Origin of the sequence: Methanohalophilus portucalensis (genome assembly GCF_002761295.1) — an archaeon.
Classification (GTDB): Archaea; Halobacteriota; Methanosarcinia; order Methanosarcinales; family Methanosarcinaceae; genus Methanohalophilus; species Methanohalophilus portucalensis.
This window is the reverse complement of record NZ_CP017881.1, coordinates 213170-231019: the sequence shown is the minus strand read 5'-3', so window position 1 is coordinate 231019 and position 17850 is coordinate 213170. Positions and strand designations below refer to the sequence as shown.

General features: G+C 42.2%; 19 protein-coding genes and 1 tRNA gene. 11 read left to right on the top strand and 9 right to left on the bottom strand.

Going from position 1 to position 17850, the window contains the following annotated elements; genetic code table 11:
• Positions 1-10 precede the first annotated feature (10 nt).
• From priS to BKM01_RS01245, 9 genes are all read left to right on the top strand, one after another.
• Positions 11-1237: a DNA primase catalytic subunit PriS gene (gene priS / locus BKM01_RS01285; RefSeq protein WP_072360570.1), complete on the top strand. Its 1227-nt coding sequence runs from the start codon at positions 11-13 to the stop codon at positions 1235-1237.
• Positions 1224-1892, top strand: a complete 669-nt coding sequence (locus BKM01_RS01280) for a hypothetical protein (protein WP_072360572.1) — start codon at positions 1224-1226, stop codon at positions 1890-1892. The genes priS and BKM01_RS01280 overlap by 14 nt, the downstream gene beginning before the upstream one ends.
• Before the next feature lie 26 nt (positions 1893-1918).
• On the top strand, positions 1919-2197 hold the full coding sequence (locus BKM01_RS01275) for a 50S ribosomal protein L44e (protein WP_013038141.1): 279 nt from the start codon (positions 1919-1921) through the stop codon (positions 2195-2197).
• Positions 2198-2203: 6 nt separating this feature from the next.
• A complete protein-coding gene (locus BKM01_RS01270) occupies positions 2204-2380 on the top strand; it encodes a 30S ribosomal protein S27e (RefSeq protein ID WP_013038142.1) in 177 nt (58 codons plus the stop codon).
• Between the two features lie 10 nt (positions 2381-2390).
• Positions 2391-3188 (top strand): translation initiation factor IF-2 subunit alpha, encoded by a 798-nt coding sequence (locus BKM01_RS01265; protein WP_072360574.1) that lies wholly within the window; start codon positions 2391-2393, stop codon positions 3186-3188.
• 6 nt (positions 3189-3194) lie between these two features.
• A complete protein-coding gene (locus tag BKM01_RS01260; protein ID WP_072360576.1) occupies positions 3195-3350 on the top strand; it encodes an RNA-protein complex protein Nop10 in 156 nt (51 codons plus the stop codon).
• A gap of 5 nt (positions 3351-3355) precedes the next feature.
• Positions 3356-4138 (top strand): proteasome assembly chaperone family protein, encoded by a 783-nt coding sequence (locus BKM01_RS01255; RefSeq protein ID WP_072360578.1) that lies wholly within the window; start codon positions 3356-3358, stop codon positions 4136-4138.
• Between the two features lie 2 nt (positions 4139-4140).
• A complete protein-coding gene (locus BKM01_RS01250) occupies positions 4141-5394 on the top strand; it encodes a TIGR00375 family protein (RefSeq protein ID WP_072360580.1) in 1254 nt (417 codons plus the stop codon).
• A gap of 58 nt (positions 5395-5452) precedes the next feature.
• A tRNA-Ser gene (locus tag BKM01_RS01245) sits at positions 5453-5572 on the top strand.
• 20 nt (positions 5573-5592) lie between these two features.
• Here BKM01_RS01245 and BKM01_RS01240 read toward each other — a convergent pair.
• The 8 genes from BKM01_RS01240 to BKM01_RS01205 form a co-directional block, all read right to left on the bottom strand.
• The gene (locus BKM01_RS01240; RefSeq protein WP_084006323.1) at positions 5593-6234 is read right to left on the bottom strand and encodes an HhH-GPD family protein; all 642 of its coding nucleotides are present in this window, start codon (positions 6232-6234) and stop codon (positions 5593-5595) included.
• The gene (locus BKM01_RS01235) at positions 6200-7414 is read right to left on the bottom strand and encodes a type II restriction endonuclease (protein ID WP_072360584.1); all 1215 of its coding nucleotides are present in this window, start codon (positions 7412-7414) and stop codon (positions 6200-6202) included. Before BKM01_RS01235 ends, BKM01_RS01240 begins: the two co-directional genes overlap by 35 nt.
• The gene (gene dcm / locus BKM01_RS01230) at positions 7411-8574 is read right to left on the bottom strand and encodes a DNA (cytosine-5-)-methyltransferase (RefSeq protein WP_072360586.1); all 1164 of its coding nucleotides are present in this window, start codon (positions 8572-8574) and stop codon (positions 7411-7413) included. Before dcm ends, BKM01_RS01235 begins: the two co-directional genes overlap by 4 nt.
• Before the next feature lie 201 nt (positions 8575-8775).
• Positions 8776-9600: a protease inhibitor I42 family protein gene (locus BKM01_RS01225; protein ID WP_072360588.1), complete on the bottom strand. Its 825-nt coding sequence runs from the start codon at positions 9598-9600 to the stop codon at positions 8776-8778.
• Positions 9601-9677: 77 nt separating this feature from the next.
• Positions 9678-10892: an ABC transporter permease gene (locus BKM01_RS01220; protein WP_072360590.1), complete on the bottom strand. Its 1215-nt coding sequence runs from the start codon at positions 10890-10892 to the stop codon at positions 9678-9680.
• 12 nt (positions 10893-10904) lie between these two features.
• Positions 10905-12119, bottom strand: a complete 1215-nt coding sequence (locus BKM01_RS01215; RefSeq protein WP_072360592.1) for an ABC transporter permease — start codon at positions 12117-12119, stop codon at positions 10905-10907.
• Between the two features lie 14 nt (positions 12120-12133).
• Complete coding sequence (locus tag BKM01_RS01210) at positions 12134-13378, bottom strand: COG1361 S-layer family protein (RefSeq protein ID WP_072360594.1); 1245 nt, start codon at positions 13376-13378, stop codon at positions 12134-12136.
• A gap of 13 nt (positions 13379-13391) precedes the next feature.
• Positions 13392-14120 (bottom strand): ABC transporter ATP-binding protein, encoded by a 729-nt coding sequence (locus tag BKM01_RS01205; RefSeq protein ID WP_072360596.1) that lies wholly within the window; start codon positions 14118-14120, stop codon positions 13392-13394.
• A 276-nt stretch (positions 14121-14396) separates the two neighbouring features.
• On the opposite strand from BKM01_RS01205, the gene BKM01_RS01200 reads away from it, so the two are divergent.
• Complete coding sequence (locus BKM01_RS01200) at positions 14397-15488, top strand: hypothetical protein (protein WP_085503684.1); 1092 nt, start codon at positions 14397-14399, stop codon at positions 15486-15488.
• 7 nt (positions 15489-15495) lie between these two features.
• Positions 15496-16659 (top strand): ABC transporter permease, encoded by a 1164-nt coding sequence (locus tag BKM01_RS01195; protein ID WP_072360600.1) that lies wholly within the window; start codon positions 15496-15498, stop codon positions 16657-16659.
• Positions 16660-16877: 218 nt separating this feature from the next.
• Here the strand turns inward: BKM01_RS01195 and cofD are convergent, their stop codons facing one another.
• Positions 16878-17801, bottom strand: coding sequence for a 2-phospho-L-lactate transferase (cofD, locus tag BKM01_RS01190; protein WP_072360602.1), 924 nt, complete (start codon positions 17799-17801; stop codon positions 16878-16880).
• Positions 17802-17850: the final 49 nt, after the last annotated feature.

Here is a 17850-nt window from a genome sequence, read left to right as displayed (position 1 = left end):
GGCACTGAAGATGAACACATCAACAAAACGCTATCTCAAATCAAGGTTCCATGATTATTACAGGGAAGCAAAGATACATGTTCCCCATTCCCTGACCAAACGTGAATGGGGATTCATATCGTATGATTCCATGCCTGAAACCATGATGTACAGGCATAAAGCATTCGGTACGGGAGGAGAACTCAGAGATTATCTTGTATCAATGCAACCGGCCCATGTGTATCACTCGGTTGCCCTTTATGATTATCCCGATGCACCTACAATGAAAGAGAAAAAATGGAAGGGCGCAGACCTTATTTTTGATCTGGATGCTGATCACTTGCAGGATGCACCTACTTCCTATGCAGCAATGCTGGAAATGGTTAAAACAGAATCGCTGAGACTGCTGGATTTTCTGGTAGATGATTTTGGTTTTGACGAAGATAATATAAAGGCCGTCTTTTCGGGTGGAAGGGGATACCACTTCCATATAACTGATCCTCTTATATGGAATCTGGAAAGTTCCCAGAGAAGGGAAATTGTGGATTACGTGGGAGGAAAGGGGATTAAATCTGAATATTTCTACCAGAAAGAATTCATGATCGGAGACCATGGAACCGGCACACGAACCTTCAATGATCGAACGGAGATACTTTCCAAGTATGTCATCAAAAATCCCGACACAGGATGGGGAAAAAGACTTGCTGAGTATATTGCCTCATATCTTGAAGAAGAAGGACAAAAGGAAGAAAAAGAACGATTTGCGGATATAAAGCACATAAAAGGGTTCGGCAAAAAAACACAGCAACAGATGAACCGGATATCCAAAGACAGTAAAGCCTTGGAAGACATACGCAGAGGAAGACTGGATTTTGGCAAAATTAGGGATTTCAAAGCTATAATGGCCCAGTTTTTTGATAATACAATCGACCAGCATCGTGTCACACTGGCAGGTTCGGCACAGGTGGATGAACCGGTCACCGCAGATATAAAGAGATTGATACGATTACCGGGTTCCCTGCATGGCGGCTCCGGAATGAAGGTAATTCCATTAAGTCTGGAAGACATGGACGATTTCGAACCACTTCAGGATGCTGTTGCTTTTTCGGATAGGCCGGTAACGTTAAGAGCCATAAAACCTTTTGAAGTACAAATGATGGATCTGGATATCCGGGTTGAAGAGGGAGTACAGGAACTGCCCGAATATGCAGCGGTATATTTAATGTGCAGAGGGGTTGCCGAATATGGATCGTACTGAACTAAAAAGTATTCTCCGTCAGGAAAACAGCTCGTCTTTAAATTCCCTTCCCTACGATTTTTATGAAAAAGTTGATGAATATATAAGGGAATTGGAAGAGGAAATCAAAAAGATCAACAATCCACGATCAGTTGAATCAAAGATCCTAGAAGACGAAATGCAAAGTGCTCTAAATGATGTGGAAACGATCTTTATCAGGAGAATCCGTAAAATAACATCCAGAGCAACCTCAAATGCATTTTCCAATATCTCATCCAGACAGGACCTTGACAAACTCCTGGAATCCGAACGCAAAGTTTTTGAGGCCACCCTTTCAGCAATCCAGGTTGCAAGATCCGAATTGCTCGAACCTATTATGAACCCACAGGATAGACAGGACAAGGGGTTTGCGAAAGAAAGTATAATATCTGATGAAGCAGATGAAGAAGAGGAAAACGAGACCATCTCGCAGGAACTCCCTGCAGAGGAAGAAACGGGCAAAAACAATATAAGTAAGGAATACTTTGTTGTCCGAATATTGAAAGACCTTCCTACCATAAAAGCGATGGATAATCTCAATTATACACTTGCAGCAGAAGACGTTGTGGTATTGCCTTCCATGAATGCTCAGGGACTGGTAAAACGCGGTGCTGCATATCCAATAAATCAGGAATAAAAATCAACATTAAAGGTGTGAAGATAATGAAGATCCCAAAAAGGTTCAGAACATACTGCCCTTACTGCAAAACCCATACAGAACATGTTGCTGAAAAGGTTAAAAAGGGCAGGGAATCAATGACCACACGTATCAGAAGGCAGAAGAAAAGGCATACTGGTATAGGAAACAGTGGGAAGTTCTCCAAGGTCCCAAGTGGTGACAAACCAACAAAAAGGATTGCCCTGCGATACCGTTGCAGCAAGTGCAACAAGGCACATCAGAGACCCTGCTTCCGTGCAAAGAAATTCGATTTCAAGGAGTGAGCATAAATGGCCGAACCAAACAGCAGATTTTTGAAAGTAAAATGCAATGATTGCTCCAATGAGCAGGTTATTTTTGGCAGTGCAAGCCAGAAAGTAAGCTGTCTTGTATGCGGCAGGACCCTTGCAGAACCAACTGGCGGAAAATCTACAATTACAACACATATACTGGAAGTACTCGAATAAAGGGATATTAATGGACAACAACAAATGGCCTGAAGTCGGTGATTTTGTAGTCTGTGCGGTAAAAAATGTCACTGACTTTGGCGCCTACACGACTCTTGAGGAATACGACGGAAAAGAAGGATTCATCCATATATCTGAGATTAAGGCAGGATGGGTCAAATATGTCAGGGATCACGTCAGGGAAGGACAAAAAATTGTCTGTAAGGTCCTGAGAGTAGATACCTCACGTCGCCATATTGATCTTTCCCTCAAGGATGTAAATGAGCATCAGAAAAGGGCAAAGATCCAGGAATGGAAGAACGAACAGAAGGCTGAAAAATGGCTACAGTTCGTCGCAGAAGAAGCAAGACTCGACAAACAGCAACTTCAGGAAATAGAAGATTCTTTTGACACAGAATTCGGAAGTAAATATTCTGCCTTTGAAGAAGCTGCCATGCGCGGGGAAGATGCCTTCAGCAACCTCAAGATCGATAAAAAAGTTGTTGAAATCATTGTCAAACTCGCACAGGATAATATCAAACTGCCGTTTGTGGAGATTGCCGGACATATAGACCTTACAAGTTCTGCACCAAACGGAATCGAAATCATCAAGGAGGCCTTACGGGCCGCCAGTGAAGTGAAGATGGAAGATGTCCGTCTGGATATAACATATACCGGTGCACCCAGATATCGTATCAGGGTGATTGCTCCCGATTACAAGGTTGCAGAATCTGTCCTGAAGGAATCTGCAGAAAAGGCCATCGAAAAAATAGAATATCTTGGCGGACAAGGTGCCTTCCACAGGCATGCGGAAACTGCCAAGGCGTGATAACGATTGGGTAAAAAGATTTTGAAATGCATTTCCTGTGGGGAATACACCCTGCAGGAAACGTGTCCCAAATGCGGGAAAAGGACCATCAAACCTTCGCCTGCACGCTATTCTCCCCGTGACCCATACGGGAAATATCGCAGATTGAGCAAAAGGAATTGATTCCAATGCAGAATACAAAAATCGTGCGTCAAAATACTGAGATTGAAATTCAGGATTCAACCCTGCTTGTCGGCCTGCCGGGAGTGGGACATGTAGGCAAACTTGTTGTTGATCATCTCATTGAACAATTCGAAGCAGAAAAGCTTCTGGAAATATACTCCACCTCATTCCCGCCTCAGGTACTTGTGGATGAAAATAGTACTGTGAGACTTGTAAGTAACGCATTCTATACATTCCAGGTAAATGGCAAGGATATTCTGTTACTTGCGGGTGACCAGCAGAGTACAAGTTCAGAAGGGCATTACGAACTGTGTGATCTGTACCTGGATATTGCCGAAGAGTACGGGGTTTCCAGAATCTTTACTCTCGGAGGATTCCCAACGGGACAGCTGGAGCATGTTGATGAAGTCCTGGGTGCCGTGAATCAGGAAGACCTTACAGAAAGTCTAAAAGAGCATGGAGTCACCTTCAAGGAAAAAGAACCCAACGGCGGAATTGTTGGGGCGTCGGGACTTCTTCTTGGCCTGAGCAAATTCAGGGAGATTGATGCTGCTTGCCTTATGGGATACACATCCGGTTATCTTGTAGATCCTAAAAGTGCCCAGTCACTGATCGCTGTGTTGAGCAGTATACTTGATATCGAGGTTGATATCAGTGAACTTGAGGAACGTGCTAAAGAGATGGAGAAAATCGTGGCCAACCTCGTAGAAGCCAAACAGCAACAACAACAGCAACAGATGCTCCCGGAAACATCACCGAATGATGAGGATCTGGGTTATATCGGATAAGCATGTTGATCAATGCCGACCTGCACCTGCATTCCAAATATTCCATGGCCTGTTCCCAGAAGATGGAACTGCCTGTAATGGCCCGGGAAGCCGCTAAAAAGGGAATCAATCTTGTGGCAACAGGAGATTGCATACATCCCAGATGGCTTTGTGAGATTAAGGAATATGCACAGGATGACGAGACGGTCGCCATTGATGATACTTCTTTTATTCTTACAACTGAGATCGAGGACAAAAATCGCGTACACCATCTGCTGCTGGTTCCCTCTATATCCAAAGCAGAGGAACTGGCAGAAAAGGTGGCCGGACACGGGGACCTCGCCGTTGATGGCAGGCCAACACTGAAACTGGACGGAAGCCAGATCGCAGAGATTGCAACTGATGTCGGAGCCCTCATCGGCCCCTGTCATGCGTTTACCCCCTGGACTGCCATGTATGCCTACCATGACAGCCTGGAAAGTTGCTACGGGGATATGACCGATAATATTGCTTTCCTGGAGTTGGGCCTGAGCGCTGACAGTGATTATGCAGACAGGATCGAAGAACTGCAGGGTTTGACATTTCTTTCAAATTCAGATGCCCATTCCCCCTGGTCCAACAAACTGGCCCGGGAATTCAACCGCCTGGAGGTTCCTGAAGTGTCCTTTGAAGGTGTGGAAAAGGCAATCCTGAGGAAAGAGGGGTATGGCTGTGCGCTCAATGTGGGATTCTTCCCGCAGGAAGGCAAGTACAACGAGTCAGCCTGTATCAAGTGTTACCGCCATTACCCGATGGAAGAAGCAATGAACCTGGACTGGAATTGCCGGGTCTGTGGTGGCCAGATCAAGAAAGGCGTGGCCGACCGGGTGAACGAACTGGCCAACCATGACACCCCGAAACACCCTTCCCACCGCCCGGATTACCTGCACCTGATACCCCTGGCGGAAATCATAATGATGGCTTTAGGTCATGCAAGCATCAATACAAAGGGTGTGAGCAGTGCCTGGAATGCCTTGGTGGAGCGTTTCGGCAGTGAAACGGCCGTGCTGCTGGAGGCCGACATCTCACAGCTGGATTTCGTGGACCCCCGGATTGTGAGAAGCATCGAGGCCTTCAGGAACGAAGATGTCATCCTGCACCCCGGCGGAGGAGGCAAATACGGCTGGATCGAGCTGCCTGATAATTTGAAAACAAACACAAAATCCGGTTCCTGGAAAGCCGACCCCGATGACCCGACACCAGAGGCAAAGAACCAGAAAAGCCTCTTTGATTTCTAATAATTGCGCCCTTCGATACCTTTTTAAGCCATAAACTCCTTCAAGCCAAGCACATTGTGCCGGGGTGGCAGAGCGGACTAATCCAACGGCTTACAAAATTGCCGCGGAGTCCAAACGCGGCAGGCTCGAGACCTGTTTCCCCTAACGGGGTGCTTGGGTTCGAATCCCAACCCCGGCGCTTTTTTCTATGATTGCATATTATACCATCATTTTCCCTGTAACACATAAAGAATTCAAAAAACATCTAGAACAATTTGGATGTCGAGGTTTACAAGTTGTTGCTGTAAAATCAAGAATAGAAAATAATAATTCTCCGGGGTACTCATAGTTGAATAAATCAACTGCTTTTTCTATTATTGCTTTTTTTCTCCTTATTTCACCTTTCAAATTCAAACCATAATACCTATTTATAAATCTTGCAATGTTACAGTCAACAACATATTCCTTCTTTTTGAAACATACCGTTAAAATGACTCCTGCTACATAATCCCCAACCCCAGGTATTCTCAATAGTTTCTTCCTTTCTTCTGGAAATTGGCCATTATACTCCTGCTCAATAAAAGTACTTGCGTTTTTAAAATCAGCACTTCTCCAGTGTAAACCAAGATGTGAAGTTACATGAGCAATATCTGAAATGTCTGCATTGCAAAGGGATTTTAAAGTAGGAAAATTAGATAAAAATTCGCAATAAACAGGAACCACCTGTTCCGCCTTTGTCCTTCTTAACATAAACTCTGCAATCATAACTTCATAGGGATCTATTGTATGCCGCCACGGAAAATCTCTATGATAAAAAGGATGATTTTTAGTTATCCTCTTGGCCAGACTGTACATATACATCAGAAATCTTAGATTCAACATGAGATATAAATTCTTTCAGACTCAATATCTCATCACTGTATGCTGATGGATAGGTGGATTTATATTTTTCTGGCACTACAAGAATTACACCATTGTCAGCCATTTCATCCATTTGATACTCGGAAATACCCTGTTGCAATGTAAAAAGATGCTTTTGCTTAATCCTATCAGCTTCATTCAATATTTGGCGCCATCTATCTTTACAAGTAGTCTTTGAAGCAAGAAAAACCAGATTTTTTTTATAGTTGTTATCAAAGTAATAATCTTTTCCAGGGAATATAAAATCCGGTTTCTTCCTACCTTCTGTTGTCGGTTGAGATGTAAAAGGAAGATTATTCATGGTGAAAATTTCAGACAAATGATTCTCAAGAGATTTTCCTGCTCTACTTTTTCTTCTATTCAAAATTGTATTTGCAGCTTCCACAAGAGAATCAATTGATGAAAAGGGTTTTTCAATAAAATGTAAATACCGATCGTATTCTATTGCTTTGAAAAGGGAATACTCAACATCAAGCCATTGTAACAATTCGCGGTCTGGATAATTAATTACATCAAAATAATCTTGTTCCTTGTTTTCTTTTGATATTTTCGAAAATAATCTTGCTTTATTTGATATTTCAATTGAATTTGGAAATTCAACTGTTAGTTCTACAATATAATCATTAAACAAAGGATAGAGAGTAGATGAATTTCTTAAAACCCCATTTTGCGTGTCAATTAAAGTATTTGTATCCGAGGGATACATCCCAAAAATAGACAAAAAATCATTGACATCAATTTCACTTTCAAGCACAAAACCATTGTAATGAAATTCATTTATTTTTGTTAAGATCAGAAGATTTCCGACATTATTATCCGTAAGATATGGAAAATTTCTGCCAAAACGGGTTATTCGATATTCATTTCGAGTTCCTTTTCCGTAATATATAAATCTGCTTTGGGTTGTGCTTCCGTCCTGCCAATAAATATCAACATTCTTTGACTTATTTTCTCCTTTAATGCCCGGGGTATCGAAGAGCAGAGAATAAGAATTTTTGGGAATATAAAATCCATATTGATGACTTCCTGTTTTACCAACATCATTTGCAGAAATAAATTTACAAAAACTTACCTGACTTTTCTGACAAGATTCAACTATATTATCTACAATTACACTCAATTATATCTCCACTTTTCAGATTTTTCACAGTTAGATGGCTCTTTTATGCCCATAGCTCTTATTAAATTTTTTGCGACTTCTTTAACAAGGGGAACTACTACTGAGTTTCCAAATTGTTGATATGCCTGAGTATCTGAAACGGGAATCTCAAAATTTTCAGGAAACCCCTGTAATCTTGCACATTCTCTTGGTGTCAGTCTTCTAGGATTACCCCTACCCTGTGGAATTAAAATCTCGGAGCCATCCTTATAATATCTAGCACTTAATGTTCGAGTAATTCCATTAAAATCAACAAGCCCATAACCAAAGCCATTTCCTTTCTTTCGATGTTTAGTAGCGTAATCCTGTAAGTATTGCCACAACTTATCACTTAGTGTATATTTAGAATCGACCTCTAAGTCCAAGATCGATTTTACAGGTTTAGAAACTTTGCCTGGTTCAGGAAAACTGAAAATGTTTTCTCCCCCATACACCATTTTATCAAATCCAACTATAAATATACGTTCACGATGCTGTGGAGTATAAAATTTACCGTCAAGGACTTTATAATAAACATCATAACCAAGATTAGTTAAGGTATCATAAATTATCCTAAAAGTCTTTTTTTCGTCATGAGACGTGAGATTCTTTACGTTCTCTAAAAGAAACGTTTTTGGCCTTTTTTCTTTTAAAATACGAGCAATATCAAAAAATAAAGTCCCTTGTGTTTTGTCAAGAAAACCATGTTCATTTCCCAAACTTTTCTTTTTAGATACGCCTGCTATAGAAAATGGTTGACATGGAAATCCTGCAACGAGAACGTCATGATCTGGAATATCTTTCTCATGAATTAAAGTGATGTCTCCAGCAGGCATTTCATTAAAATTTTCCATATACGTTTGTTGAGAAAACTTATTATATTCAGAAGAAAAAACGCATTCGCCTCCCAATTCTTCAAAAGCAATTCGCATCCCCCCAATGCCTGCAAATAAATCTATAAACTTGAAATGTTCTGATTTTTTATTTGCATCATACAAAAAAGACATTTTTGATTTATTGTAGCTAACTATAGCTTCAGCAACATAATCTTGAAGACTTCTATCAGCAAATGCGGCACACACTTTTGTATTTTTGACTATAGTTTCATCCAGACGGACATGCAACTGCTTTTTTGGACTCATCTAGGACTATTTTGGTACCAATGGTATATATTAGTTCCCATTTAGTACTATGTCCATTTAACAACATATCAGAAGAGTGTCGTTTTTGAAAACTAATTGAACTTATTTAATGTGTATACAACTACAATGAATCCACAAAAAACCCACTAAAAAATAATGCCAAACTCCACAACAGGAGTCCGGCATCCAGACCATCCATCCTCACTCAATCACATTATCGTTCTGCAATTCAAACGAATCCTGCACACCATTCACATCCACAGTGTAATTACCCTTCTCCAGACCGTAGACATCAAGGGGTACGTTGATTTCGAAGGCCTCTAGAGCCTGGGTACACATAGCATCCTTAGGGCGTTTGGTCGGAATATGGACATTGAATGTGTTGCCGGTCCTTTCAGTTGTGATATTGGCCTCATCGATCACGGTGCATCCATCCTTAAGATTACCGGTGGCCTGGACACTGACCTGGACCGGGAAGGATTCCATGACCATTATTTCTATGTTATCCACATTGGCTGTGCCGTAGATATACTCAACATCATCGCCGTCTGCAGGGACAACCGGTTCTCCTTCAACTTCCAGTGCCAGGCTGAAAGTGTCTTCCTCGCCCGTGACGTTTTCCCAGGGACGCTTGTAGATGGCATCGATCTGCTGGGTTTCGTTATCCATGATCCTGAAGGTCCATACATGGAAACCCGGTGCACCCACGATATCCTCATTTTCCGGCGGCTCAAACTCATCTTCTACAATTTTGATGCCATCGGTGGTTGTCAGGTTCCACTGGTATCCTGTGGAGGGATTTTCCTCCAGGCGTACTGAGAAATAATACCCTGTGGAAGTATTCACTGTGCTACCGTCCCACTGGCCGGACAATTCCGTACCGTTGTTCAACGTGTGGGCATCCACACTTTCATTCACACCTGTACCACCATCATCCGCACACCCCAGGGAAAGGACAACTGCAGCCACCACAACGATAAAGGCAATCAAAAGCAAGCCTGCTCCTGCATAAGTATTAATCTTCAAGTAACCATCTCCATGTGAATACATGGCGCTTACATTATATATTTATTTTTTAAGCTGCGGACCCATTCGAACCTTTATCACTGGGTCCGCAGGGCTTCCACAGGATCGAGTTTCGAGGCTTTGTTGGCAGGATAGAGACCTGCAACCAATCCTATGACCAGGGCAATCAGGAACCCCACAACTATGAGATAGAATGGGAAAATATAAGGTAAATCCAAAAAGTAACTTACACCATAGGAAGCAGCAACTCCTAAAACTGTACCCAGCACGCCACCAATAGCACTCAGAACCACCGATTCTATAAGGAACAGGGTCAGGATATTCACACGGGTAAAGCCCAGGGACTTGAGCAAACCCACTTCCTTTGTCCTTTCAGTCACGCTTACAAGCATAATATTCATGATACCTATCGAGCCCACAAGCAGGGCAATTAGTGCTACAGAGGTCAAGAGGGTTGTCAGGGCACTGGAAAGCTGATTCAGGTTATCCAGGATATCCGCCTGGTTGAAGATTGAATAGGGTTTCACATCCTCATTATCCAGTTCTCTCTCCGAAACCCCGAGACTTTTGGCAAGCCTGCGGTCCACCTCATCCGAAACCTCCCGCACTGAACGGGATTCGTCAACGGTTGCAGATATCCCGCCGTAGTCTTCAACTCCCAGCATATCATTCATTATATCTATCGGGATAAATATGCGCACATCTGATTCTGCCCCGCTCTGGATGAAAGTTGTCTTGGGACTGTCAATGATCCCGATAACCTTGAAAGAGCGGGAAACTTTTGTTCCGTCCCTGCGTACAAACTCAATATCAATGGAATTATGATTGGATACTTGCTGGTCGAATTTCTCATAAGCCACATCCGAACCCAGCACTGCAACATATTTTTCTTTGTCACTGAAAAAAGTGCCTTCCTCCAGCTGTATATTCCCTATTTGTTCATAATCCGCCGAACAGCCCTGTATATCAATCTGGCGCACTGTAGAGATATAGGTTACACTGGCAAGCTGCTGCCGGATACCGGATACACCCTCTATTCCCGGTACACTACTCACAGTTTCCAGCTGGTTTTCAAAGAAAAGATCAATATCCTGACTGTAAACTATAATAAAATTCGACCCCTGGGTACCCAGCTCTTCCACAAAGAACTGGTTGAAGCTGGCACCCAGGGACACATTGGCAATAACAGCAGCAACACCTATAATGATTCCAAGGGTCGTGAGTGTGGAACGCATCTTGGAACCGCTGATACTTCCCAGGGAAAGCCGGAAGGCTTCCTTGAAATTCAACATTTTCTGTCCACCTCACTCATAGTGCAATGCCTCCACAGGATCCATTTTTGCGGCTTTGTTGGCTGGATAAACACCCGAGATCAGACCAACAGCAAATGAGATGCCAAAGCCCAGCAGTATGAGACTTATCGGGAAAATATTAGCAATATCAAGGTAACTGTTCACGGCCATTGAAGCCGCCAGACCCAGCAATACTCCAAGGATACCCCCAAAAAGACTGATAATAACAGATTCCACTATAAAAAGGGTCAATATATCAAAATAATTGTAACCCAGAGCCTTCATCAGCCCGATCTCTTTTGTTCTTTCGGTAACCGTCACAAGCATAATATTCATAATACCTATCGAGCCCACTATAAGGGATATAAGGGCAACAGCAACAAGTATGGATGTCAGGGCACTTGATAGCTGGTTTATCTGGTCCAGGATATCCTGCTGGTTGAAGATTTCATAGGGTTTGGCATCCTCGTTATCAATATCCCTGCTGGGTACTCCAACCGAACGGGCAAGGTTTTCATCCACATCATCGGTAACCCTATCCAGGATTTCGAGAGAGTCCGCTTTAATGAAAAATCCCCCTATATCGTCCCTGTGCTGCATCTGTTGCATGACAGCAAGAGGAATAAAAACACGTCCTGAAGGGTCCACTTCAGGGGATACGAAGGAGGCATCCGGGTCCTGTATGATGCCCTTTACACGAAAAGTCCGTGTACTTATCCCTCCATCCACATTTCTTATACTTATTTTTATGAAATTCTTAACAGATAGATTCCGGTCAAACTTATCATAGGCCACATCCGAACCGATTACAGCCACATTCCCGTCCTGACTGGTCAGAAACTGGCCATGTTCCATATTTATATTCCCCACTTCCTGATAATCGGGAAGGACCCCACTGACAGTTGCGGTACGCTCCGCTGATTGGTACTTCAGGGTCGCTGATTGCTGGTTAATGGAAGATACCGCAGCAACACCGTTGGTATTCTCAACCACGTTGAACTGGGAATCTCCGAATACATTGTTTTTCTCGGTGAATATAACGATAAAATTAGTACCAGATGCTCCTATTTCTTCCTCGAAGTACTGCCCGAAACTGGCCCCCAGGGATATGTTGGCAATTACAGCGGCCACCCCTATGATAATACCCAAGGTAGTCAGGGCAGAGCGCAATTTCGCACTGCCTATGCTGGCAAAAGCTAACTTTATCGCCTCTGAAAGCCTGACCATACAAGATTACCCGATCATTCCTTAGGATTCCATTTCCTGCGATACATATAGGCAGCAACTACCAGCAGGATAAGCCCCAACACAACAGCCACCGTTATGGCCGTATTATTATCTTCCTGTACTTTCTCAAAGTTCAGGGACCGCTCACCTGCAACAAACTCATGTTCGTTGAGACCATTACGGAAACTGGCAATAATTGTAACATTTTTGGTGCCTGTAAATTCCTTCTGGTCAGATTTGGCATCTATTTCTATAGTGAATAGTTCATCGGGGTCCATTGAACCCACGAAATAGTTAGAGGGAGAGAAACTAACCCCTTCTGCCTCAAGGCTTACGGCTACTGATGAAAGAGCATTCGGATGCACATTGGCTACATCAAATTCAAGTGTTCCCTGCCCATTTTCTATAACAAGTGGCTTGGAAGGTATCACTTCCAGTGAATAGGAATCCACCACTAACGGTACACGCCAATTATTGTTGAAGGAATGTGAGTTACCTATTGTCAAAAGGTCAAGGTAATAAGTCCCGTCTTCTATATTTTCATCCACTTCTACATTGTATGTTACCTGTACTGTATCCCCTGGACCGAGTACACCTTTACCTTCGTATGGTTGACTTGTTACCTCTATCAGGTCAGTTCCCTCAAGGGTAGCGGACTGGACCCTTGCATAAGTATCATAGGTTTCACCATCAATTACTATGGTGTTGGACTGGGCATTATTCTCCAATGTAAAACTTATGGAACCCTCATCACCGGCCATGAAAACCTGGGGATCTGAGATGACATTAGCAAGTTTTACGGTGCCTTTACTGTCAAAAGTATTGGAACCTACTTTTATATCGAAAGATTCCTTTACCCATGAAAGGTCACTATCTGCCCGGTAAAGCACATCAAAACTACCAGTGCCGGTTTTGGCATTATCGTCAACATACAACCTGTATTCATGGATTGCCGTGCGGTCGGGAGGGATTCTGCCAAAATTCTGGATTGCATTGGTTTCAGAATCCAGGGAAAGAGGATATTCCGGTTCTATTTTGATTGAAACATCCTCAGCTTCTCCCGAGGCGTAGTTTTCAACTTTTACCCACACCGATACATAATCACCTATATCAGCTGGATAAGGTTCATATTTGAGTACATCTACCCTCAGGGTCGAACTTGATGAATCTTCCGCAGCAGTAGCAGGAACCACAGCTATTGAAGAAAACATCAGCAACAAAGAAAATACAAAAAGTATCAAAAATCCGGATTTTTTCATGGTTATACCTCTATTAAGCAGCATTGGGCATAGTAGCCCTGTCATCAATTACACCGTCTTTCAAGTAAGCTACCCGGTCCGCGTATTTATCTGCAAGTTGTAAGTCATGAGTGATCATAATGACCGTACGGCCCCTTCGATGAAGATCTGTAAAAATATTCATTATCTCTTCCCCTGTTTTTGAATCCAGGTTGCCGGTGGGTTCATCGGCAAGTATTATGGAAGGATCATTCACAAGCGCCCGGGCTATTGCCACCCTCTGGGACTGGCCCCCAGACAACTCGGTGGGTTTGTAATCCATACGCTCTGAAAGACCTACCAGATCCAATAGTTCCTTTGCCTTAGCCCTTACATCAACCCCGGGCCGCCGGTTGGCATAGGTAGGCAGTTCCACATTTTCCAGGGCACTTAATCGTGAAACCAGATTGAAACTCTGGAACACAAAACCAATCTCCATTCCTCTTAATTTTGCAAGTTCACTATCGGAGATGCGGTTCACATTCTTTCCCATGATATAAACTGCACCACAGGTGGGCCTGTCAAGACATCCGATCATATTCATCAGGGTACTTTTACCCGATCCAGATGGCCCCATGATAGCTACAAATTCCCCCTTTCTGACAAGCAGGTCCACATTCCTGAGTACCTTGATTGTCATATCCCCTACTTCATAATCCCGGCAAACTTTTTCAGCTCGCACGACTATATCATCCTGCGGGGGATTTTTTTCCAGCTCCACCATCCTGTTATTCAAAAGTCACAGCCCTCCGATTGAAAAATACTTATAATACATATGGAATGATTTATGGGAATTATATCGAAGATAGAAATGGGAAAAACATTAAGATTCAATATTATCCTCATTTTGCCCCCTGTTAGCATAAAGAAAATGAAGATTTTCCCCACATTTCTTTCTTGCACTTTTTTCTTTTAATAAAACTGTGATCCAATGGATATAAACATTTTTCTACAAATCTTTCTTAAAGGATATTTAAATACCATTAAGACAAATCAAAATATGATGGCTTGGAAAACTAAGTATTATATTTTTGTAACCACAATATTGTTGCTATTAATTATCCCGGGGACAGCGGCTGGAAAAAGTGACATTAATATTGAGGAAATCTACAGTGATGTGCAGAGCTGTGATGTCAGGATTATTTCAGAAAGCACCTATAATAATCTCACAATAGAAGCCTCAATGTTACATGAGGGAGAAGTCATTGATACACAATCAATTGATATAAAAATGCTAACACCTGCCTCTGCAATTACCAGAGTATTCTACTGGGAAAACGCAATACGGGACGATGGGGCTTATAAGGTACAGGTCATTGTCAAAGATGAGAATGAAGTATTTGCCCGGCAGGAAAAAAAGTTTGTACATGGCCACCAGATACTTCCTGCCATAACAGTTGACAGTCTGACACCCACACCAATTGGAATCGAAGCCATAATAACTCCATATAAATCCACGCTGATAGATGTTGAATATATGCTGGTGGATGGTAACAGGGTAGTGGACACAATAGTAGAAAAAGCCATTCCTGTGCATACACAACCTCTCGCCCTGTACAAAAAATGGAATGTGGTACTTGAAAATAAACATGTATATCAGGGGAGACTGAAAGTCAGTATAAAGGACCCCTACAGCATGTCATTGCTCAAAAGCCGCTCTTTTGTGGCAGAAGAAGATGTGGAAATCAGCGATATTTACAAGGATGAGATCGGTGCAAGTGCTACAATATCAGGCATGTCCCAGGTACCTTTCAGAGGTTCAATAAGATTCACTGTTTTTGACAGCAATGGAAAACCAGTAGAAAATATTGTCCGGGAAAGTCCGGTTCTGCTTGCAGAAGATGATGAAACTGTAGAGGCAATATGGGAAAATAAACTCGATAGTGGAGAATATACACTGCTAATCGAGGCTATTGGGGAATATGGAAAAGTCATAATATCAAAAGAAAGCATAATTGATGTGGAAAAAGACATTGTACCTGCCACAGTAAATGAAGAAAAAGAAGAACAAAGTAATGCCACACCTGCAATTGGTTCTCTTATTTCGATCGTTCTGATTATTCTGGCATATCTGGCAAAAACAAAATATTGATCCAACCATGCCATTGAAATTTGAACTTTTTGTTGCATTAAGGCACATTGTATACAGGAAAAGACAGACCATACTTTCCGTAGGAGCTATAGGAATTGCGGTCATGATTCTTGTTGTGTCCAATGCATTCATGGCAGGTTTTACCGATAAGTTGTATGAATCAACTGTCAATGATATGGCCCATGTAACCGTTACACCGGAAGAAGACAGTGAATATATCCACCTATACAAAAATCTCCAGAGTGAATTGTATGAGATTAATGGTATCAAAGCAGTATCCCCATCCCTTGCAGGTGAAGCTGTATTACGCAATGAAGATAATGTCAAAAATGCCTTATTTAAAGGAATAAATCCCCGTGATGAAGATGCAGTATTATCCACAAATTCGGACATAATAAGAGGAAGTTTTTTCGCTCTGGCTACTTCAGGAAATACAATTGTAATAGGGGACGACCTGGCAGATGACCTTGAAGTCTCCCTTGATGACAGAATAGAAATATCCTTCCCTGAATCTGAAACTAACCTTTATCGTATCATAGGCATATATGATACAAACACTCCCCTGGATTCCACACTGACCTACACCTCTCTTCAGACAGCCCAGTCATTCTACGGAACCTCTGATGTTGTCAATAGTATCAGCATAAAACTTTATGACTTCAATCGAGACAGGGAGATTGCACAGCAAATTGAAGATAAGGGTTATTCTGCAGAAGAATGGACAGAAACAAATCCTGAAATCCTACAGACCATTGCAATTGAAACCATTTCCAATAATATCATGCTGGGCTTTATCCTCCTGATAGCATCATTTGGAGTCATAAGTGCCCTGAATATGGTAGTAGTGGAAAAAACAAAGGATATAGGCATTCTCATTGCAATGGGAGCGGGCAAATCGGGCATAAGGAACATATTCATCCTTGAAAGTGGGATCCTGGGTTTTCTAGGGGCTGTCACAGGAACTATTGCCGGCATTGTAATAGCATTATCAATAGGCAACTATGATCTGCCCTCTGAACTTTATCAGGTAGACTCCATACCCGTGATAATACGATATAATGATGTTTTACTAACCATCCTTGCTGTATTCGTACTCAACCTCATTGCAGGAGTATATCCTGCAAGCAGAGCCGCAAAAATGGACCCTGTAGAAGCGATAGCAACACATTAATCCATAGAAACAAAGGGAAAAGTGTATATACGAGACCTACATTAGGGTGTATAGATGAGCGGGTTTTAATCCCTTTTTTAGTACCCCCACTCCCCAGCCCGCTCATACCACCCCCATTATGGTAAGCAAGCATTTTTGAGATAGTAAATGATAGGGGATGTTAACATATATACTCTTTGCTTCTGAATTTTAAGTATGTTTAAAATTTTCAAGTACAATTATTGCAGGGACTCAAACAGATTCCTTACATAACCTGCTAATTGTATACTTATATCTACAGAAGACATCATCGTATCAGTCTTTACTATATTGCAAGCCATATTTTCAAAAGAATTACAAACCTGTGGATCACGGATATCTGTTACAAACATATCCAGAAAATCATGGTAGCACCTTGCAACTTCATTTGAAGAAATACCGTAACCACATGCATTCATAAGTTTGCCTGCAGGACCGCTAACAGGTTCATTCCCAATAATAGGACTTATTGCAACCACATTTTTACTTTTAAGGAATTCAGGCATTCCATCAAGGGATATGATGGGACCTATGCTTGTAATCGGATTGCTGGGACCAATCAGGACATTATTGTCTTCCCGTAGTTTTTCCAGTACAGCAGGGGATATAGAAGCTTCACCAATTCCAGCCATTTTAACTTCAAGTACATCGGGCTTGCCCTGGTGCTTAATCCAGAAATCCTGATAATGCATCCAGCCCAGAGGTGTGCGAATCATTGTGGACACCGGATCATCTGACATCGGCAGGATGTTTGCCTTGATACCAAAGCTTGAACAAAGGTTTACAATTGCTTCAGTCAGGGTAGCCCCGTTGCGAATCATCTCAGATCTCATTATATGCGTGGCCCGATCCCGGTCCCCAAGCATCATCTTTTCGTCATAACCACAATCCTTCATAGCATTGAAAGTGCGGAATGTATCATCCGCAATACCCCACCATTTGTCCCTATCTATCATACCGGCAAAAAGATAGAGGACTGTATCAATATCCGGTGTTACAAGATTACCCGATACCCACAAATCTTCGGCGGTGTTCACAACAACTGTAATTTCTTCTTCGTCCATTGTCCGCATCAAGCCATCAAGGAACTTGGGAGTGCCGGTTCCACCGGAAAATATTATCATGGTATTACCTCAATTTACTACCAAAATCACAACATCATTATAATATGAA